The sequence below is a fragment of the Pseudomonas sp. NPDC090233 genome (assembly GCF_044772285.1).
Classification (GTDB): domain Bacteria; phylum Pseudomonadota; class Gammaproteobacteria; order Pseudomonadales; family Pseudomonadaceae; genus Aquipseudomonas.
Genome location: NZ_JBIVYQ010000004.1, coordinates 306,228 through 326,059 on the forward strand (window position 1 = coordinate 306,228; position 19,832 = coordinate 326,059).

Here is a 19,832-nt window from a genome sequence, read left to right on the forward strand (position 1 = left end):
ACAAAAAGAATAAATACTGATTTATTTATAACCGAATAGCATACGAATCTGCAGGCACAAAAAAGCCTCGCACTAGGCGAGGCTTTCTCTGTGGCTACGGCTTACAGGAAGCTGTAAGTGTAGTTCACGATGAAGCGAGCTTGGTCCTGGTCGGCGCTGCTTTCGCCAGCACCACGGTAGACGCCCTGACGCAGGCTGAAGCCCAGGCCTTTGAGGGTGCCTTCCTGGATGGTGTAGTCGACGCGAGCGTCGCGTTCCCACTCGTTGTAGGTGCCGTTACCCGATTTGTTACGGATATCGTCACCACGCAGGTAGGCAACCGAAGCCTTCAGGCCCGGTACACCGAGCGAAGCGAAGTCGTACGAGTACTGACCGAAGGTGGTGTTCTCGCCAGCACGGGCGAACTGGTTGATCATGCTGTCGGTGAACAGGTAGAAGCTGGAACCGCCAGCGCCTTCCGAGGTGCCGCTGTCGTTGGTCAGGTTGCCCTGGTTCAGCCACACGAAGCCGCCGTCGTCGCCGATCTGCTGGTGACCCAGCATCAACGCATGGCCACCCAGGGTATAGGTGAACATGGCGGACCAGGTCTTGTTGTCGACCTCGCCGGTGTTCTTGGCGTAGCCACCGTTGTTGTTGAAGTTGTAAGCGCTGTCGTTGCCGTTCTTGCCGTCGCTGCTGCTGTCGAAGTAGCGCAGGTCGGTCTTGAACGACTGGTTGTCAGCGATCTTGAAGACGTGGGTCGCACCCAGGAAGTGCTGCTTGTAGAAGTCTTCCAGGTTCGAGTAGTAGTACTGCAGGGTCAGGTCTGGAGTGAGCTTGTAGTCCAGGCCGCCGTAACGGAACTTGTTGCTTTCGGCATTGGAACCGGCCACCGATAGACCTGTGCGGTTGCTCGAAGCACGACCCATGGCGTGGGTCAGCTGACCGGCGTTGATGGTCAGGTTGTCGATTTCCTTCGACTGGATGGTGCCACCTTCGAAGGTTTGTGGCAGCAGACGACCATCGTTGGAAACGAGGATTGGCAGGTTAGGAGCCAGGGCGCTACCGAAGTGAGCTTCGGTCTTGGAGAAGCGAGCCTTGGCATTGGCGCCAAAGCGAGCCCACTGGGCTGCGGAACCTTTGCCGTCATCCGGGAAGAAACCGCTCTTGTGGTAACCCTCGCCACCGTCCAGGTGGATACCCCACAGGGCCTGGGCATCGACGCCGAAGCCAACGGTGCCTTCGGTGAAGCCGGAGATGTAATCCAGCTTGAAGCCTTGACCGGATTCACGCTGATCCGGACGCTCGGCAGTGCCGGTGGCGTGCGCTTCACGGTTGTCGTTGTTGAAGTACATGGTGCGCGAGCTGAGCGACAGTTTGCTGTCTTCTACGAAACCGGCAGCGCCTGCTTGTTGGGCGAAAACCCCCAATGCCACGGCCAGAGCCAGGCTGGACTTGTACATGTTTTGCTCCTCTACGTTCTAATTTTTGTGTATCTCTGGCGGTGGGATCTTTTGCCCCGCTCACCGTGGATTGGCGATTTAGTCCCAAAGAGTGACCGGCAAGTCAATCGTTACCGGACATTTCACGACTTTGGTCTAAGGCCACCTGCGCTACAGGATAATGACAATCCTATAAATCCAAAATGACCGTTTTATGAATTTGTAAGATTTTTACGGAATATGGTCGGAACCATTACTACCAAAAGCTGTATCGGCCTCATCCTTTGATAGCTTTAGGTTATTTGCAAACGTTTGCTCATAACCTTATTCCGCATCGTTCTGTAAAGCCGATGAAGCCTAGCAGGCGGTTCGCGTTTCGCCATTGAGCGTCATCAAGGTGCAACGCTTAAAGCATTTGGCTCCTAAGCTAATTCTAAAAAGTTATTTATTTCGCAATTCTTAGATCATCTAGTCTTCTTGCCATCCATCACATCGATTGCCTGACGAGAGGTTCAACCATGATCCCGCATGCTCCCCTGCGCCTGTTCGCTGCCCTGACCCTCGCCGGCACCAGCTGGTTTGCCCAGGCCGCCGACCTGACCGTGGCCTACCAGACCACCGTCGACCCGGCCAAGGTGGCCCAGGTCGATGGCGACTACGAAAAAGCCAGCAAGGCCAGCATCGACTGGCGCAAGTTCGATAACGGCGCCGACGTGATCACCGCCGTGGCCAGTGGCGACGTGCAGATCGGTTACCTTGGTTCCAGCCCGCTGGCCGCTGCCGCCACCCGCAAGCTGCCGGTCGAAACCTTCCTGATCGCCACCCAGATCGGCGCCGGTGAAGCGCTGGTGGCCCGCGACAGCATCAAGACCCCACAAGACCTGATCGGCAAGAAAGTCGCCGTGCCGTTCGTTTCCACCGGCCACTACAGCCTGCTGGCCGCGCTGAAGAGCTGGAACATCGACCCGTCCAAAGTCCAGATCCTCAACCTCGCGCCACCGGCGATCATCGCCGCCTGGAAGCGCGGCGACATCGACGCCACCTACGTGTGGGACCCAGCGCTGGGCGTAGCCAAGGAGAACGGCAAGGTGCTGATCACCTCCGGCGAACTGGCCACCAAAGGCGCACCGACCTTCGATGCCTGGATCGTGCGCAAGGACTTCGCCGACAAGCATCCTGACGTGGTCAAAGCCTTCGCCAAGGTCACCCTCGACGCCTACGCCGACTACCGCAAGGACCCGAAAGCCTGGCTGGCCGACAAGGCCAACGTCGACAAGCTGGTCAAGCTGTCCGGCGCCAAGGCCAGCGACATCCCGGTCCTGCTGGAAGGCAACGTCTACCCCCTGGCCGCCGACCAGGCCAACGCCTTGGGCGCGCCGACCACCCAGGCGCTGACCGACACCGCCACCTTCCTCAAGCAGCAAGGCAAGGTCGATGCAGTGCTGCCGGACTATTCGCCGTACGTCAGCGCCAAGTTCCTGCCTAACTGAAAACCTGATCCGGAGCCCGTCATGGCCTTGCTTGAACTGGAGCGCATCAGCGCACAGTACCCTGGCGCCAGCACCCCGGTGCTGGCCGACATCAACCTGAGCCTGGGGCCGCGCCAGCTGCTGGTGGCCCTCGGGCCATCCGGCAGCGGCAAGACCTCGCTGCTGAATTTGATCGCCGGCTTCGTCGCCCCCAGCGGCGGGCGCATCACCCTCGACGGCGCCCCCGTAGAGGGTCCAGGTGCCGAGCGCGGCGTAGTGTTCCAGGACGACGCCCTGCTGCCCTGGCAGAACGTGCTGGGCAACGTAGCCTTCGGCCTGGAGCTGGCCGGCGTGGCGCGTGCTCAGCGCGAGGCCAAGGCCCGCGAGATGCTGGCGCTGGTCGACCTGGAAGGCTTTGCCGAACGGCGTATCTGGCAATTGTCCGGGGGCCAGAAACAGCGCGTCGGCCTGGCCCGCTCACTGGCGGCCGACCCTCGGGTTCTGCTGATGGACGAACCGTTCGGCGCCCTCGACGCCTTCACCCGCGAACAGATGCAGGAACTGTTGCTGCAGGTCTGGCAGCGCACCGCCAAGCCGGTGTTCCTGATTACCCACGACATCGAAGAGGCCGTGTTCCTTGCCACTGAACTGGTGCTGCTCGCGCCCAATCCCGGCCGCGTAGTCGAGCGCCTGCAGCTGAACTTCGGCCAGCGCTACGCCGCGGGCGAATCGGCCCGTGCGATCAAGTCCGACCCCCGCTTCATCGAAACCCGCGAGCATGTGCTGGCACGGGTCTTCTCCCAACGCCAAAGCCTGCAGGAGCGCGCATGAGCAGCCTGGATCTGCCGGTCGCCGGCAAGCAAAACCATTCAATCCGGCCTGCGGTAACGGCACGCCGGCAACTGTCCACCCGCTGGATCAGCACCCTGACCCTGGCCAGCCTGCTGCTGGTGTGGTGGCTGGTGACCGCCGCCGGCTGGATCGAGCCGCTGTTCCTGCCCGCGCCCGGCGACATCCTGGCGAGGGCCTGGACGTTGCTGACCCAGGGCTATATGGACGCCAGCCTGTGGCAGCATCTGGGCGCCAGCCTGGGTCGCATCGGCCTGGCGTTGGTCGCCGCGACCCTGACCGCCATCCCGGTCGGCATCGCCATCGGCTACAACCGCGTGGCCCGCGGCATCCTCGACCCGCTGATCGAGTTCTACCGGCCGATCCCGCCACTGGCCTACCTGCCGCTGATCGTGATCTGGTGCGGCATCGGCGAGCTGTCCAAGGTGCTGCTGATCTATCTGGCGATCTTCGCCCCGATCGCCATCGCCACCGCCACCGGCGTGCGCACCGTCGACCCGACCAAGCTGCGCGCCGCGCAATCGCTGGGTGCGACCAAGGCGCAACTGATTCGCCACGTGATCCTGCCCAGCGCCCTTCCCGACATCCTTACCGGCATCCGCATTGGCCTTGGTGTCGGCTGGTCGACCCTGGTCGCCGCCGAGCTGATCGCCGCCACCAGCGGCCTGGGTTTCATGGTGCAGTCGGCGGCGCAGTTCCTGGTCACCGATGTGGTGGTGCTGGGCATCTTGCTGATCGCCCTGATCGCCTTTGCCCTGGAGATGGGCCTGCGCGCCCTGCAGCGCAAGCTGGTGCCTTGGCACGGCCAAAGCCACTGAGACGAGAAAAGACATGAGCCTGACCGTAACCCCCCTCAGCCCGGCCCTCGGCGCGCAGATCAGCGGCGTGGATATCAGCCGCGAAATCACCGCCGAACAGCGCGATGCCATCGAGCAAGCACTGCTCAAGCACCAGGTGCTATTCTTCCGCGACCAGCCAATCAACCCCGAGCAGCAAGCCCGCTTTGCCGCGCGCTTCGGCGACCTGCACATCCACCCGATCTACCCCAACGTGCCGGACACCCCGCAGGTACTGATCCTCGACACGGCGGTTACCGATGTGCGCGACAACGCCGTGTGGCACACCGACGTGACCTTCCTGCCGACCCCGGCGCTGGGCGCGGTACTCAGTGCCAAGCAGTTGCCGGCCTATGGCGGCGATACCTTGTGGGCCAGCGGGATTGCCGCGTTTGAAGCGTTGTCGGCGCCGCTGCGCGCGATGCTCGACGGCCTGACGGCCACCCACGACTTCACCAAGTCGTTCCCATTGGAGCGCTTCGGCACCACGCCGGAAGACCTCGCACGCTGGGAAGCGACCCGGCGCAACAACCCGCCGCTGTCGCATCCGGTGGTACGCACCCACCCGGTGAGCGGGCGCAAGGCGCTGTTCGTTAACGAAGGGTTCACCACGCGGATCAACGAACTGAGCGAACTGGAAAGCGAGGCGCTGCTGAAACTGCTGTTCGCCCATGCCACGCGGCCGGAGTTCAGCATCCGTTGGCGCTGGCAGGAAAATGACGTGGCATTCTGGGACAACCGCGTGACCCAGCATTTTGCGGTGGATGATTACCGGCCGAACCGGCGGGTAATGCATCGGGCGACCATTCTGGGGGATGCGCCGTTCTAAGGATGGGCCCTTCGCGGCTAAAGCCGCTCCCACAGGTTTCGCTCATTTCCAGTGGGAGCGGCTTTAGCCGCGAAGAGGCCGGTACAGGCTACTAACGGACCAGATGCAAATACTGCAGATGCCGTTCGTACTGGTCGAGAATGTCGTTGATGATCTGCTCCTTGCTGTAGCCCACCAGGTCGTAATTCTGGCTGCCCTCGCTCAGGTGCACCTCCGCCCGGTAATAGCGGCGATTCTTCAAGTCCTGCGTGCCCAACCCACCCAATGCGAACGACGGCGTGAAGTAACCGCGCATCTGCACCTGGTAGATGAAGGGCTGCTCCTCGCCATGCCCAACCTTCAAGCTGACGTTGTCATGGCTCGGATCATCCTGGGTCACCAGCACCAGGCCCTTCTGCTCAAACACCTCGCGCACCTCGGCAATTGCCGGGCGCACCACGTCGTCCATGAAGCGGTACACCTCATCGCGTGACGGAAAGTGCACGGCCTGGCTCAGGCGCTGGCGCCAGCCGCCTCGGCCACGGCGCGACTGCGCGAAGGGTGCGAGCGAATGCATCTGCGCGATCTGCCGCTGCGATTCCAGGTAGAACGCCTTGTGCAGCCCCCACATCATGCACAGCAAGATCAGCGAGAACGGCAACGACGTCAGCACCACCGCGGACTTGAGCGAATCGATGCTGCCGGCGAACAGCAGGCTGCTGGTGATCAGCGCGGTCATCGCGCCCCAGAAGATCCGCAGCCAGTTCGGGCCGTCTTCGTCGGCGCTGCCGTCCTTGGCGGACAAGGTCGACAGCACCACCGTGCCGGAGTCGGCCGAGGTGACGAAGAACACGAAGCTGATGAACACCGTCACCGCGATAACGGTCTTGCTCCACGGGTAGGTTTCCAGCAGCAGGTACAGGCTCATCGACGGATCGTCCAGGGCCGACTGGCCAAGGGCGGTCATGCCGTGGTTGATCACCTGGTCCAGCGCACTGTTGCCGAAAATCGACATCCACGCCAGGGTAAAGCCCAGCGGGATCAGCAGCACGCCGAAGACGAATTCACGGATGGTCCGACCACGCGAAATACGCGCGATGAACAGCCCCACGAACGGCGCCCAGGCAATCCACCAGGCCCAGTAGAACACCGTCCAGCCACCCAGCCAGTCGCGGTTTTCGCCATAGGCGTACACGTCGAAACTCTTGCGCGGCAAGGCGCCGAGGTAATCGCCAAGGTTCTGGATCAAGGTGTTGAACAGGTGTTGTGTCGGGCCGGCAAACAACACGAACAACAGCAGCGCGCAGGCCAGGAACAGGTTGATGTCGCTCATCACCCGCACGCCCTTCTCCACCCCGGCGACCGCTACTGCGACAGCAGCGCCCATCATCAGCGCGATGAGGATGACCTGAACCCACTGGCTGTGGCTGATGCCGAACAGGTAGTCGAGGCCGGCGTTCAGGTGCAGCACGCCGAAGCCCATGTCGGCGCCCAGGCCGAATACCGTGGCGATGATGCCGAAGCCGTCCACTGCATAGCCGATCGGCCCATTGATGCGCTTGCCGATCAGCGGGTAAAGCGCCGAGCGCAGGGCCAGCGGCAGGTTGTGGCGATAGGCGAAATAGGCCAGGGCCATGCCGACGAAGGCGAACACGCCCCAGCCATGCAGGCCCCAGTGCAGGAACAGGATCTGCATCGCCTGGCGCCCGGCCTCGGCCGTGCCGGCTTCGCCCTGCGGCGGCTGGAGCATGTGGGTGAGCGGTTCGGAGACGCAGAAGAAGAACAGCGTGATGCTGATGCCGGCGGCGAACAGCATGCCGGCCCACGACAGGTAGCTGAACTCGGGCTCGTCGTGGTCGGCACCGAGCTTGATCTTGCCGTAGCCAGACAAGGCGGTGACTACCACGAAGACCAGGTACAGGGTCATGGCCAGCATGTAGTACCAGCCGACCGTGTTGGCCGCCCAGTTCTGCGCCGCCAGCAACCATTCGCCGGCGGCTTGCGGTTGGGCGATGACCACCAGGCCGAAGAGGAGAATGAAACTTGCCGCGAAGTAGAACACCGGAGGGTTCATGCGGATTTTACTGTTGGCAGGGGTCGGTGCACTCATGCTTCATGCACCTCGTCGAAGGACGTGAGGTTCGGGTTGAACGGGTTCAGCAAAGGAATCCTCCTGTTGAACACCGGCAGCGGACCAGCGTTTTTTCGTTGAACAAGCGTTCAAGTTAAACATGGATAGGGATTTGATGCGAACCGGGGTGCTGATCGGTGTTGGTCTTTTCGCGGCTGAAGCCGCTCCCACACAGGAATGTGGGAGCAACCCGCTTGCTCAATTTTTGTCCTGGCAATCCAACTGTAGATTGGCCTGGGTGATGTTGCTTTCCGCCGGCACGCTGCGGGTCAGCCACACATTGCCGCCAATGGTCGAACCTTTGCCGATGGTAATCCTTCCGAGGATGGTCGCCCCCGCGTAGATCACCACGTCATCTTCGACGATCGGGTGCCGCGCCAGTCCTTTGTGGAGTGTCCCTGACTCATCGCTCGGGAAGCGCTTGGCCCCCAAGGTTACGGCCTGGTAGATGCGCACACGCTCACCAATGATCGCGGTCTCACCGATCACCACCCCGGTCCCGTGGTCGATGAAAAAGCTCGGCCCGATCTGCGCACCGGGGTGGATGTCGATACCAGTGGCCGAATGCGCCAGCTCCGAACTGATCCGCGCCAGCAGTGGCAAGCCGGCCTGGTACAGGTGGTGGGCCAGGCGGTGATGAATGATCGCCAGGATCCCCGGGTAGCACAGCAGCACTTCATCGACGCTGCGCGCTGCCGGGTCACCGTGGTAGGCGGCCAGCACGTCGGTATCGAGCAATACTCGCAGGCCTGGCAAGGCGCCGGCAAAATCCTGGATCAAACGCAGCGCATGGCTGTCGACCGCAGCCAGGTCGGCCTTGCTCTGCCGGGCGGCGTAGCGCAGTTCCAGACGCGCCTGGGCCAGCAGCGCGGTCAGCGCCGCATCGAGGGTGTGGCCAACGTAGAAGTCCTCGCTCTCCTCGCGCAGATCGACCGGGCCCAGGCGCATCGGAAACAGCGCACCGCACAGCTGTTCGAGGATGTGCCGCATGGCCTCGCGCGACGGCAATTCGCGCCCGCCCTGTTCGCCAATGCTGCGGCCATTGCGGCTGCGCCACTGCTCGCGGGCGCTGCGCAGGTCGCTGACGATGCTGTGCAACTGCCAATGCGCGGATGAGGGGTGTTCGCTCACGGTATTCTCCTGACAGGCCTATCAGATATTTTGCAAACCACTTTACGGCAAATCCGCCCCTTGGAAAAAACAACGCTTTATTCCATCCTGCGCTAAGTCAGGCATAAGCTGCGCTACCCTCAATGCAGCCTGTGCGTGGCAAAAAGCAAAATACGCATAAGAACATAAGTTTTTATTATTTCCTGGCCTATAAAGCCAACTCTATAGTCGCCACCCACCACTTCCACAACAAGCGCGGGGCCTGACATGTCGAAATTCGCCAAACCACTTCTCAATGCCAGCTTGGCCATCCTGCTGGGCACCGGTTTGTTCAGCCAGGCCTTTGCCGGCGAGCAGCTGAAGACAATCCAGGAAAAGGGCGTGATCAACGTCGGCCTCGAAGGCACTTATCCACCGTTCAGCTTCCAGGACGAAAACGGCAAGCTGGCCGGTTTCGAAGTAGAGCTGTCGGAACTGCTGGCCAAGGAACTGGGGGTCAAAGCCAAGATCCAGCCGACCAAATGGGACGGCATCCTTGCCGCACTGGAGTCCAAGCGTCTGGACGTGGTGGTCAACCAGGTAACCATCTCCGAAGAGCGCAAGAAGAAGTACGATTTCTCCGAGCCCTACACCGTTTCCGGCATCCAGGCGCTGGTGCTGAAGAAGAAAGCCGAACAGCTGAACATCAAGACGGCGCAAGACCTGGCCGGCAAGAAGGTCGGCGTAGGCCTGGGCACCAACTACGAGCAGTGGGTGAAGCAGGACGTACCGAAAGCCGAAGTACGCACCTATGAAGACGACCCGAGCAAATTCGCCGACCTGCGCAACGGCCGCATCGACGCCATCCTGATTGACCGCCTGGCCGCGCTGGAATACGCGCAAAAAGCCAAAGACACTCAGCTGGCCGGCGAAGCCTTCTCGCGCCTGGAAAGCGGCGTGGCCCTGCGCAAAGGCGAGCCTGAACTGCTCGACGCGCTGAACAAGGCCATCGACAAGCTCAAGGCCGACGGCTCGCTGACCAAGCTGTCCGAGAAATACTTCGGTGCCGATGTCACCAAATGATCGCTGAAAGCCTGCAACTCGTTGTCGATTCCGCGCCCTTCCTGCTCAAGGGCGCGGGCTACACGGTGCTGCTGAGTGTCGGCGGCATGTTCTTCGGCCTGGTGCTGGGCTTTGCCCTGGCACTGATGCGCCTGTCGAAGATCCTGCCGCTGAACTGGCTGGCACGTATCTATGTGTCGTTCTTCCGCGGCACGCCGCTGCTGGTGCAGCTGTTCGTGATCTACTTCGGCATGCCGCAGATCGGGATCGAGCTCGACCCGATCCCGGCCTCGCTGATCGGCCTGTCATTGAACATGGCCGCGTATATCTGCGAAATCCTGCGTGCGGCGATCTCTTCGATCGACCGTGGCCAGTGGGAAGCCGCCGCCAGCATCGGCATGACCCGAACCCAGGCCATGCGCCGGGCGATCCTGCCGCAAGCCCTGCGCACTGCGCTGCCGCCGCTGGGCAACAGCTTCATTTCGCTGGTCAAGGACACCGCCCTGGCGGCGACCATCCAGGTGCCCGAACTGTTCCGCCAGGCGCAGCTGATTACCGCGCGCACCTTCGAAGTGTTCACCATGTACCTGGCGGTTGCGGTGGTCTACTGGATCCTCTGCAGCATCCTCGCGCACTTCCAGAACCGCATGGAAGCGCGGGTCAACCAGCACGACCAGGAGCACTGAAGATGATCGTAGTAGAAGGCCTGACCAAGCAGTTCAAGGGCCAGACCGTGCTCAACGGCATCGACCTGACCGTGCAACCCGGCGAAGTGGTGGCCATCATCGGCCCCAGCGGCTCGGGCAAGACCACCTTCCTGCGCTGCCTCAACCTGCTGGAAACCCCCGATGCCGGGCGGATTCAGATTGGCGCCATCAGCATCGACGCCAACCGCCCGCTCGGCGGCCAGCAAAGTGCGATCAGGCGTCTGCGTCAGCAGGCCGGCTTCGTGTTCCAGAGCTTCAACCTGTTCCCCCACCGCACCGCACTGGAGAACGTCATCGAAGGGCCGGTGGTGGTCAAGAAGACGCCACGCGCACAGGCCATCGAGCTGGGCCGCAAGTTGCTGGCCAAGGTTGGCCTGGCGGGCAAGGAAGACGCCTATCCCCGACGACTCTCGGGCGGCCAGCAGCAACGCGTGGCCATCGCCCGGGCATTGGCGATGGAGCCTGAGGTGATCCTGTTCGACGAGCCCACCTCGGCGCTCGACCCGGAGCTGGTCGGCGAAGTGCTGGCGACCATCCGCGGCCTGGCGGAGGAGAAACGCACCATGATCATCGTCACCCACGAGATGAGCTTTGCGCGCGATGTGGCGAACCGGGTGATCTTCTTCGACAAGGGGGTCATCGTGGAGCAAGGTGAAGCCAAGGCGTTGTTTGCCAACCCGAAGGAAGAGCGGACCCGGCAGTTCTTGCGCAAGTTTCTTGGGACTGCGGCTTCCGAGTAATTCCGTACCGGCCTCATCGCGGATGAATCCGCTCCTACAGGTCCTGCGCGGTCCTTTGTAGGAGCGGCTTCAGCCGCGATGAGGCCCGCACACTCACAACAAATCCCCACTTCTATATATATTCCAAAAGGTTAGTTCATAAACTTTTTATAAGCATTTAGGGTATATAAACCGGACCACCGGACCACAAACGTTGTCGCCATCAGCTGAAGCGACGCATCCACTTTGTGAGGTTCGGTTCTGATGTCCACCCTGCCAAAAATCCCATTCCACAGCGACCTCGACAGCTCGCCCCTGCTGCTGCCGGCCAAGGTTCTGCGCAACGATGCCGAAGCCCTGCAAGCGGCCCGTGAACTTGCCGAGAGTGCCCGCGAGCAAGCGGCCCGCCGTGACCAGCAACGCAAGCTGCCCTGGGCAGAAATCGAACAGTTCACCCGCAGCGGCCTGGGCAGCATCAGCGTGCCCAAGGCCCACGGCGGCCCCGACGTCTCGTTCGCAACCATCGCCGAAGTGTTCCGCCTGATCAGCGCCGCTGACCCGGCCCTGGGGCAAATTCCGCAAAACCAGTTCGGCATGCTGCAACTGCTGCGCCTGACCGCCACCGAGGCGCAGCAGGCGCTGATTTTTCGCAGCGTGCTCGACGGCTGGCGCATCGGCAACGCCGGGCCAGAGCGCGGTACCAAGGACACCCTGACGCTCAAGGCCAGGATCACCCGCGATGGCGACGGCTATCGCATCAGCGGCGAAAAGTTCTACTCCACCGGCGCGCTGTTCGCCCACTGGGTCGCGGTCAAGGCGCTGGATGACGCGGGCCGTCAGCGCCTGGCCTTCGTCCGTCGCGGCGCGCCTGGGCTGCGCATCGTCGATGACTGGTCCGGCTTCGGCCAGCGCACCACCGCCAGCGGCACCGTGCTGCTGGACCAGGTGCCGGTCGATGCGGACCTGGTAATCGACAACGGGCGCCAGCGTGATACGCCGAATATCCAAGGTGCCGGCTCGCAGTTGATTCAGGCCGCCATCGATGCCGGTATCGCCGAAGCAGCCATTGAAGATGCCATCCGTTTTGTGCGGGAAAAGTCGCGACCTTGGATAGACGCCAATGTCGAGCGGGCCAGTGACGACCCCTACGTGATTGCCGACATCGGCCGCTTGAAACTCGAACTGCATGCAGCCGAAGCCCTGCTGCAAAAGGCTGCGCGGGTGCTCGACGAGGTCAATGCCGGGCCGATCGATGCTGCCGCCGCCGCGCGGGCCTCGATTGCAGTGGCCGAAGCCAAGGTGCTGACCACCGAAATCTCGCTGCAGGCCAGCGAGAAGCTGTTCGAGTTGGCCGGCAGCCGCGCCACCCTGGCCGAGTTCAACCTCGACCGCCACTGGCGCAATGCCCGGGTGCACACGCTGCACGACCCGGTGCGCTGGAAGTACCACGCGGTCGGCGCTTATTACCTGAACGGCACCCTGCCTGCGCGGCATTCCTGGATTTGATGGGAAGGCCTTGGAGAACACCATGACGACAACAGTAATCACCAACGACACCCAAGCCCTGGCCATCGCCGAAGAAATCGCCCAGCAACTGCGCCCCGACAGCGCCCTGCGCGACCGCGAACGGCGCCTGCCGCATGCCGAACTGGAGCTGTTCACCCGCTCCGGCCTGTGGGCCATCAGCGTGCCCAAGGCCTTCGGCGGCGCTGGCGTATCCAACGTTACCCTGGCCAAGGTCATCGCCCGCATTGCGCAAGCAGATGCGTCCCTCGGGCAGATCCCGCAAAACCACTTCTACGCCCTGGAAGTCCTGCGGGTGAATGGCAGCCCCGAACAACAGCAACGCCTCTACGCCGAAGTTCTGGCCGGCCAACGCTTTGGCAACGCCCTCGCCGAGCTGGGGACCAAGACCGCCCACGACCGCACCACCCGTCTTTCCCGCGAAGGCGACGGCTACCGCATCAATGGCCGCAAGTTCTACGCGACCGGCGCCCTCTACGCCCAGCGAGTCCCGACCTCGGTAATTGATGAGGATGGCGTGCAGCAGTTGGCCTTCGTGCCCGCCGACAGCCAAGGCCTGCAGGTGATCGACGACTGGAGCGGCTTCGGCCAGCGCACCACCGGCAGCGGTTCGGTGGTGTTCGACAACGTGTCCGTCCGCGCCGAAGACGTGGTGCCCTTCCAGTCGGCCTTCGAGCGCCCTACCCCGGTCGGCCCGCTGGCGCAGATCCTCCACGCCGCCATCGACACCGGCATCGCCCGCGCCGCCTACGAAGATGCCCTGCACTTCGTGCGCACACGCAGCCGACCGTGGGTCGACTCCGGCCTGGACAAGGCCAGCGAAGACCCGCTAACCCTGAAGAGCTTCGGCCACCTGACGATTCGCCTGCACGCCGCCGAGGCCTTGCTCGAACGCGCTGGGGTTTATCTCGACCACGCCCAGGCCGACAGCAACGCCGATACCGTCGCCGCCGCTTCCATCGCCGTCGCCGAAGCCCGCGCGATCAGCACCGAAATCTCCCTCGCCGCCGGCACCACGCTGTTCGAGCTGGCCGGCAGCCAGGCCACCCTGGCCGAGCACAACCTCGACCGCCACTGGCGCAACGCCCGCGTGCACACCCTGCACGACCCGGTGCGCTGGAAATACCACGCGATCGGCAACTACTACCTCAACGCCGAAAACCCACCGCGCCGGGGGACCATCTGATGCCTAAGCAAATCCTCCTCAATGCCTTCAACATGAACTGCATCGGGCATATCAACCACGGCCTGTGGACACATCCACGCGACACCTCGACCCAGTACAAGACCCTCAGCTACTGGACCGACCTGGCGCGATTGCTGGAGCGTGGGCTGTTCGACGGCCTGTTCATCGCCGATATCGTCGGCACCTACGATGTCTACGGGCAGTCGCTGGACGTGACCCTGAAGGAGTCGATCCAGCTGCCGGTCAACGACCCTCTACTGCTGGTCTCGGCCATGGCTGCCGTCACCCGCCACTTAGGCTTCGGCCTCACCGCCAACCTCACCTACGAGGCGCCGTATCTGTTCGCCCGGCGCCTGTCCACGCTCGACCACCTGAGCAACGGCAGGGTTGGCTGGAACATCGTCACCGGCTACCTCGACAGCGCCGCCCGTGCCATGGGGCTGGAACAGCAGCCGGAACATGACCGCCGCTACGACCAGGCCGATGAATACCTACAGGTGCTGTACAAGCTGCTCGAAGGCAGCTGGGCCGACGATGCGGTGGTCGAAGACCGCGAGCGGCGGGTGTACGCCGAGCCGGACAAAGTGCGCAAGGTGCAGCACCACGGCGAGTTCTACAAGGTCGAGGGTTACCACCTGTGCGAACCCTCGCCGCAGCGCACCCCGGTGCTGTTCCAGGCCGGCAGCTCGCCACGCGGCCTGGGCTTCGCCGGCAACCATGCCGAATGCGTGTTCATCAGCGGCCATGACAAAGCCGCCACCCGCGCCCAGGTCGACAAGGTGCGGGCCGCCGCCCAGGCGGCCGGCCGCGATCCGCAGGCGGTCAAGGTGTTCATGGGCATCACGGTCATCGTCGCGCCCACCGAGCAGCAGGCCCAGGCCAAGTACGCCGAGTACCTGCGCCATGCCAGCCCGGAAGCAGGCGTGGCGCACTTCGCCGCTTCCACCGGCATCGATTTTGCCGCTTTCGAGCTGGACGAGCCGATTGGCGCCAGCAAGGGCAACGCCATCCAGTCGGCCACCCGCCAACTGCAGGAAAACGCCTGGACCCGCCGCCGCCTGCTGGAGCAACACGCCCTCGGCGGGCGCTACGTGACCCTGGTCGGCGCGCCCGAACAGGTTGCCGACGAGTTGATCGCCTGGATCGACGAAACCGGCCTGGACGGGTTCAACCTGACCCGCACCGTCACCCCCGAAAGCTTTGAAGACTTCATCGACCTCGTCATCCCGCACCTGCAACAGCGTGGCCGCTACAAGACCGCCTACGCCGAAGGCACCCTGCGCGAAAAGCTGTTCCAGAGCGACCACCCATACCTGCCAACCGACCACCCCGGCTCGGCCTATCGCCACACTTCTACCCCTGCCCCGACTGGAGTTGCGCACCATGCTTGAGAAACTGTTCCGGCCCGTCGCGGCCATCGCCCTCACCCTTGGCTTGGTCAGCGGCGCATCCGCTGCCGAACCGCTGAAGATCGGCACCACCGCCGCCTTCGCCATCCCCCTGGAAGCCGCAGTCGAGGAAGCCCACAAACAAGGCCTGGAGGTGAAGCTGATCGAGTTCAGTGACTGGATCGCCCCCAATGTCAGCCTCATCAGCGGCGACATCGACGTGAACTACTTCCAGCACATCCCCTTCCTGGAAAACGCCAAGGCCGCCGCCGGCTTCACGCTGGTGCCCTTCGCCCCCGGCATCATCAACAACGTCGGCCTCTATTCGAAGAAGTACAAAAGCTTCGCCGAACTGCCCGAACGCGCCAGCGTGGCCATCGCCAACGACCCGATCAACAGTGGCCGGGGCCTGCAGTTATTGGCCAAGGCCGGGCTGATCACGCTCAAACCCGGGGTCGGCTACAAGGCCACCGAGGATGACATCGTCGCCAACCCGAAGAAGCTGAAGATCCTCCAGGTCGAGGCCGTCCAACTGGTACGCGCCTATGACGACGCCGACCTGGTGCAGGGCTACCCGGCCTACATCCGCCTGGCCAAAACCTTCGATGCCACCTCGGCGCTGCTGTTCGACGGCCTGGAAAACAAGGAATACGTGATCCAGTTCGTGATCCGCCCACAGAGCAAGGACGACCCACGCCTGGCCAGGTTCGTGGACATCTACCAGCATTCGCCCGCCGTGCGCGAAGCGCTGAACAAGGCCCATGGCAGCCTCTACCAAGCCGGCTGGGAAGGCTGACATGAGCCAGGCCAGCGCCCTCAAGGCGCCCACCGCTCAAACCGCGCCGCCACCGGCCCGGGAGCAGGCCTTGCGCCCGGAGGTCAACCAAGCCCATGTGCGCTTCGTCGGCCTCGGCAAGACCTACCCGGGCCAGGCGCAGCCGGCACTGCAAGGCATCGACCTGAATATCCGCCGTGGCGAGATCTTCGGCATCATCGGCCGTAGCGGCGCCGGCAAATCGTCGTTGCTGCGCACCATCAATCGCCTCGAGCAACCCAGCCAAGGCCGGGTACTGATCGACCAGGTGGACATCGCGCCGTTCGACGAAGACCGCCTGGTGGCGCTGCGCCGGCGCATTGGCATGATCTTCCAGCATTTCAACCTGATGTCGGCCAAGACCGTGTGGCAGAACGTCGAGCTGCCATTGAAGGTGGCCGGCGTGGCCAAGGCCGAGCGCCAGCGCAAGGTTCGCGCGTTGCTGGAGCTGGTCGGCCTGCAGGAAAAGCATCATGTGTACCCGGCACAACTGTCGGGCGGACAGAAGCAGCGGGTCGGCATCGCCCGGGCGCTGGTGCATGACCCCGAAATCCTGCTGTGCGACGAAGCCACTTCGGCGCTGGACCCGGAAACCACCGCGTCGATTCTCGAACTGCTGCGCGACATCAACCAGCGCCTGGGCCTGACCGTGGTGCTGATTACCCACGAGATGGCAGTGATCCGCGACATCTGCCACCGCGTGGTGGTATTGGAGCGCGGCGAAGTGGTCGAACAGGGTGAAGTGTGGCGGGTATTCGGTTCGCCCCGGCATGACGTCACCCGCACCTTGCTGGCGCCCTTGCAGGCCAAGCTGCCTGCGGCTTTGCAGGCAAACCTGCGGGCCAGCCCGGTGGGCCGCGACAGTGCGCTGGTACTCAAACTGAGCGTGCTCGGTGAACCCGCGTTGTCCGACCTGTTCAGTGACCTGGGCGGGCGTGTGCGCCTGCTCCAGGGCGGCGTGGAAACCATCGGCGAGCATGCGCTCGGCCAGCTGATCCTGTCGATTCAGGGCTCGCCGCATGACACCCATCAATTGCTGGAACGCGCCCGCCGCTGGGCCGAAGACGTGGAGGTACTGGGCCATGTGGTTTGATCGCTTGCTCGAAGGCTTGCTCGACACCCTGCTGATGGTCGGCGTGTCGTCGCTGATCGCGCTGCTGGTGGGCGTGCCGATGGCGGTGCTGCTGGTCACCAGCGACAAGGGCGGCATCTTCGAAGCGCCGCTGCTGAACCGCGTGCTCGGCGCCTTCGTCAACCTGTTCCGCTCGATTCCGTTCCTGATCCTGATGGTCGCGCTGATCCCGTTCACCCGCCTGGTGGTGGGCACCACCTATGGCGTGTGGGCCGCCGTAGTGCCGCTGACCATCGCCGCCACACCGTTCTTCGCACGGATTGCCGAAGTGAGCCTGCGCGAAGTCGACCATGGCCTGGTGGAAGCCGCACAGGCAATGGGCTGCCGGCGCTGGCACATCGTCTGGCATGTGCTGTTGCCCGAGGCACTGCCGGGGATCGTTGGCGGTTTCACCATCACACTGGTGACGCTGATCAACTCCTCGGCCATGGCCGGGGCGATCGGCGCCGGGGGGTTGGGGGATATTGCCTATCGGTATGGGTATCAGCGGTTCGACAGCCAGATCATGCTGACCGTGATTGCCATGCTGGTGGCGTTGGTGGCGGTGATTCAGGTGGGTGGGGATAGACTGGCGAAAGGGTTGAACAAGCGGTGAGCATGGCTTGGGTTGTGTGGTGTTGCGCAGATCGAGCGCCGCCCGCGCGGCGCATCGCGGATGAATCCGCTCCTACATCGGTTGCAACGTGCCATGGCCTGACAGACCGTCGTTGACAGCCTCGTTAGGCCGACGCGATTTATCGACTGGCGCCAAGGCGAACACTCATGGCCCCACAGGCATAGGCACGTTGCAACAAACGTAGGAGCGGATTCATCCGCGATGCGCCGCGCGGGCGGCGCTCGATTTGCGCATCACGGCAGAATCCAAGACAAGCGCCCTCACCCCCAACACAACTCCCCAGCCGGCACCGGCCGCCCGAACCAATACCCCTGCCCCAGCTGACACTGCTGCTCCAGCAGAAACCCGGCCTGCTCCGCCTGCTCGATGCCCTCTGCATGCACCTGCATGCCCATGCTGTGCGCCAGGGCGATGATCACCCGCACGATGGCGATGTCGTCGTCATCCATCGGCAGCCCGGCGACGAAGCCCTGGTCGATCTTCAGCTTCTGCACCGGCAGGCGCTTGAGCCGCAGCAACGACGAATACCCGGTGCCAAAGTCATCGATGGCCAGGCTCAGGCCCAGCTCGCGCAAGCGGTGCAACTGTTCCAGCGCCACCTCTGGGTCTTCCATCACCGCGCTCTCGGTCACCTCCAGTTCCAGCAACTCCGGCGCCAGGCCGGTTTCGTGCAGCACCTGGGCCACCTGCCGGTACAGCTCGCGCTGACCGAACAGCCGGCTGGAAATGTTCACCGCGACAAATGCCAGCGTGCGCCCATCGGCTTGCCAGCTAACCATCTGCCGGCACGCCTCGCGCAGCACCCAGGCGTCGATCTCGGCAATCAGCCCGGTACGCTCGGCGATGGGGATGAACTCGCTCGGCGGCACCAGGCCACGCAGTGGGTGTTGCCAGCGCACCAGCGCCTCTACCCCGACCATTTTCGAAGTGGACAGGTCGAATACCGGCTGGAAGAACACCCGCAACTCATCTTGCGCTAACGCGTGGCGTAATTCACCGGCGGTTTCCACCCGCTGCTGGGCGTGCGCCGTCAGCTCTTCGGTGTACAGCGCATAGCACGCGCGGCCATTGTGCTTGGCCTTGAACAGCGCCGCGTCGGCGTTGCGCAGCAGCTGCTCGGCACTCAGCGCATCGCTGGGGAACAGGCTGATGCCGACGCTTACGCTGATGAACAGCCTATGCCCGTCGAACTCGAAGGGTTCACGCATGCGCTCGATCAACGCCTGCGCCAGCTTCCCGGCCTGGCCGACTTGCTGACAATTCTCGGCCAGCACACCGAACTCATCACCGCCCAGGCGCGCCAGGGTCACGCCATTGCCCAACACCTGAGCCAAGCGCTCGCCCGCCAGTTTGAGCAACTGGTCACCGACGGTATGGCCAAGCCCATCATTGATGCTTTGAAAATGATCGAGGTCCAGCAGCAACAGGGCGCACCCGCGCTTGTTGGCTTGAGCCGACGCCAGGGCCTGCTCGACCCGGTCGTTGAACAGCAAGCGGTTGGGCAGGTTGGTGAGTGGGTCGTGATGGGCCAGAAAGGCCAGCTCCTGCTCGGTATGCTTGATCGCGCTGATGTCGCTGAACACCGCCACGTAATGGCTCAGCTCGCCACGATCATCAGAAATCGTACGAATCGTCTGCCATTGCGGGTAGATTTCACCGCTCTTGCGCCGGTTCCAGATTTCCCCGCTCCACTCGCCCTTCGCAGCCAGCGTGGCGTAGATCTGTTGATAGAACGGCACACCGTGGCGGCCCGACTTGAACTTGCTCGGGCGCTGGCCGAGCACTTCTTCCTGCTGATAGCCGGTGATGCGCATGAAGGCGCGGTTGACGTGCACGATCAGCCCCTGGCGGTCGGTGACCAGCACCCCTTCCAGGGTGCAATCGAATACCGCCGCCGCCATACGCAGCCGCTCCTGGTCTTCTCTACGCTGTTGCGCGCTTGTACCGAAAAGATTGAGCAGCCGAGCAGCAGCCCTGCGCAAGGCGTCGCGAACAGAAACAGACATCATGTCGGGGGGAAAAGCCCATGAAAAAAGATGGGGCATTATAAGGGCAGAAACATGCCGTGACGTCCTATCTGA

The 19,832-nt window shown here is 63.1% G+C and carries 17 protein-coding genes; 13 read left to right on the plus strand and 4 right to left on the minus strand.

The features are described from left to right. Positions 1 to 101 precede the first annotated feature (101 nt). Positions 102 to 1,442: an OprD family outer membrane porin gene (locus ACIQUF_RS12730; RefSeq protein WP_403131790.1), complete on the minus strand. Its 1,341-nt coding sequence runs from the start codon at positions 1,440 to 1,442 to the stop codon at positions 102 to 104. Positions 1,443 to 1,939: 497 nt separating this feature from the next. Here ACIQUF_RS12730 and tauA point away from each other — a divergent pair, with 497 nt between their 5' ends. From tauA to tauD, 4 genes are read left to right on the plus strand one after another with little or no spacing between them, the layout of a single operon-like run. Next, on the plus strand, positions 1,940 to 2,911 hold the full coding sequence (tauA, locus tag ACIQUF_RS12735) for a taurine ABC transporter substrate-binding protein (RefSeq protein WP_403131792.1): 972 nt from the start codon (positions 1,940 to 1,942) through the stop codon (positions 2,909 to 2,911). 21 nt (positions 2,912 to 2,932) lie between these two features. Further along, positions 2,933 to 3,721, plus strand: a complete 789-nt coding sequence (tauB, locus tag ACIQUF_RS12740; RefSeq protein ID WP_403131793.1) for a taurine ABC transporter ATP-binding subunit — start codon at positions 2,933 to 2,935, stop codon at positions 3,719 to 3,721. Next, the gene (gene tauC, locus ACIQUF_RS12745; protein WP_403131795.1) at positions 3,718 to 4,557 is read left to right on the plus strand and encodes a taurine ABC transporter permease TauC; all 840 of its coding nucleotides are present in this window, start codon (positions 3,718 to 3,720) and stop codon (positions 4,555 to 4,557) included. The genes tauB and tauC overlap by 4 nt, the downstream gene beginning before the upstream one ends. A gap of 13 nt (positions 4,558 to 4,570) precedes the next feature. Beyond that, on the plus strand, positions 4,571 to 5,404 hold the full coding sequence (gene tauD / locus ACIQUF_RS12750; protein WP_403131796.1) for a taurine dioxygenase: 834 nt from the start codon (positions 4,571 to 4,573) through the stop codon (positions 5,402 to 5,404). Positions 5,405 to 5,495: 91 nt separating this feature from the next. Here the strand turns inward: tauD and betT are convergent, their stop codons facing one another. Both betT and epsC read right to left on the minus strand, forming a co-directional pair. Next, positions 5,496 to 7,493: a choline transporter BetT gene (gene betT / locus ACIQUF_RS12755; RefSeq protein ID WP_403131797.1), complete on the minus strand. Its 1,998-nt coding sequence runs from the start codon at positions 7,491 to 7,493 to the stop codon at positions 5,496 to 5,498. A 219-nt stretch (positions 7,494 to 7,712) separates the two neighbouring features. Beyond that, positions 7,713 to 8,645, minus strand: a complete 933-nt coding sequence (epsC, locus tag ACIQUF_RS12760; protein ID WP_403131799.1) for a serine O-acetyltransferase EpsC — start codon at positions 8,643 to 8,645, stop codon at positions 7,713 to 7,715. A 246-nt stretch (positions 8,646 to 8,891) separates the two neighbouring features. Between epsC and tcyJ the strand changes: the two genes are divergently transcribed. The 9 genes from tcyJ (at position 8,892) to ACIQUF_RS12805 (ending at position 17,730) form a co-directional block, all read left to right on the plus strand. Next, positions 8,892 to 9,686, plus strand: a complete 795-nt coding sequence (gene tcyJ, locus ACIQUF_RS12765) for a cystine ABC transporter substrate-binding protein (RefSeq protein ID WP_403131800.1) — start codon at positions 8,892 to 8,894, stop codon at positions 9,684 to 9,686. Further along, positions 9,683 to 10,351, plus strand: coding sequence for a cystine ABC transporter permease (gene tcyL / locus ACIQUF_RS12770; RefSeq protein ID WP_400801328.1), 669 nt, complete (start codon positions 9,683 to 9,685; stop codon positions 10,349 to 10,351). The genes tcyJ and tcyL overlap by 4 nt, the downstream gene beginning before the upstream one ends. Before the next feature lie 2 nt (positions 10,352 to 10,353). Then, positions 10,354 to 11,112, plus strand: a complete 759-nt coding sequence (tcyN, locus tag ACIQUF_RS12775; protein WP_403131802.1) for an L-cystine ABC transporter ATP-binding protein TcyN — start codon at positions 10,354 to 10,356, stop codon at positions 11,110 to 11,112. 243 nt (positions 11,113 to 11,355) lie between these two features. Beyond that, positions 11,356 to 12,597: an SfnB family sulfur acquisition oxidoreductase gene (locus ACIQUF_RS12780; RefSeq protein ID WP_403131804.1), complete on the plus strand. Its 1,242-nt coding sequence runs from the start codon at positions 11,356 to 11,358 to the stop codon at positions 12,595 to 12,597. Between the two features lie 22 nt (positions 12,598 to 12,619). Beyond that, positions 12,620 to 13,801, plus strand: coding sequence for an SfnB family sulfur acquisition oxidoreductase (locus tag ACIQUF_RS12785; protein ID WP_403131806.1), 1,182 nt, complete (start codon positions 12,620 to 12,622; stop codon positions 13,799 to 13,801). Next, entirely contained in the window at positions 13,801 to 15,192 is a 1,392-nt protein-coding gene (locus ACIQUF_RS12790) for an LLM class flavin-dependent oxidoreductase (RefSeq protein WP_403131808.1), read from the plus strand. The genes ACIQUF_RS12785 and ACIQUF_RS12790 overlap by 1 nt, the downstream gene beginning before the upstream one ends. Then, a complete protein-coding gene (locus ACIQUF_RS12795; RefSeq protein ID WP_403131810.1) occupies positions 15,185 to 15,985 on the plus strand; it encodes a MetQ/NlpA family ABC transporter substrate-binding protein in 801 nt (266 codons plus the stop codon). Before ACIQUF_RS12790 ends, ACIQUF_RS12795 begins: the two co-directional genes overlap by 8 nt. A gap of 1 nt (position 15,986) precedes the next feature. Beyond that, the gene (locus ACIQUF_RS12800; RefSeq protein WP_403131811.1) at positions 15,987 to 17,096 is read left to right on the plus strand and encodes a methionine ABC transporter ATP-binding protein; all 1,110 of its coding nucleotides are present in this window, start codon (positions 15,987 to 15,989) and stop codon (positions 17,094 to 17,096) included. After that, a complete protein-coding gene (locus ACIQUF_RS12805; protein WP_054903149.1) occupies positions 17,086 to 17,730 on the plus strand; it encodes a methionine ABC transporter permease in 645 nt (214 codons plus the stop codon). Before ACIQUF_RS12800 ends, ACIQUF_RS12805 begins: the two co-directional genes overlap by 11 nt. A gap of 281 nt (positions 17,731 to 18,011) precedes the next feature. Here the strand turns inward: ACIQUF_RS12805 and dibA are convergent, their stop codons facing one another. Further along, positions 18,012 to 19,760: a phosphodiesterase DibA gene (gene dibA, locus ACIQUF_RS12810; protein ID WP_403131812.1), complete on the minus strand. Its 1,749-nt coding sequence runs from the start codon at positions 19,758 to 19,760 to the stop codon at positions 18,012 to 18,014. Between the last annotated feature and the right edge of the window lie 72 nt (positions 19,761 to 19,832).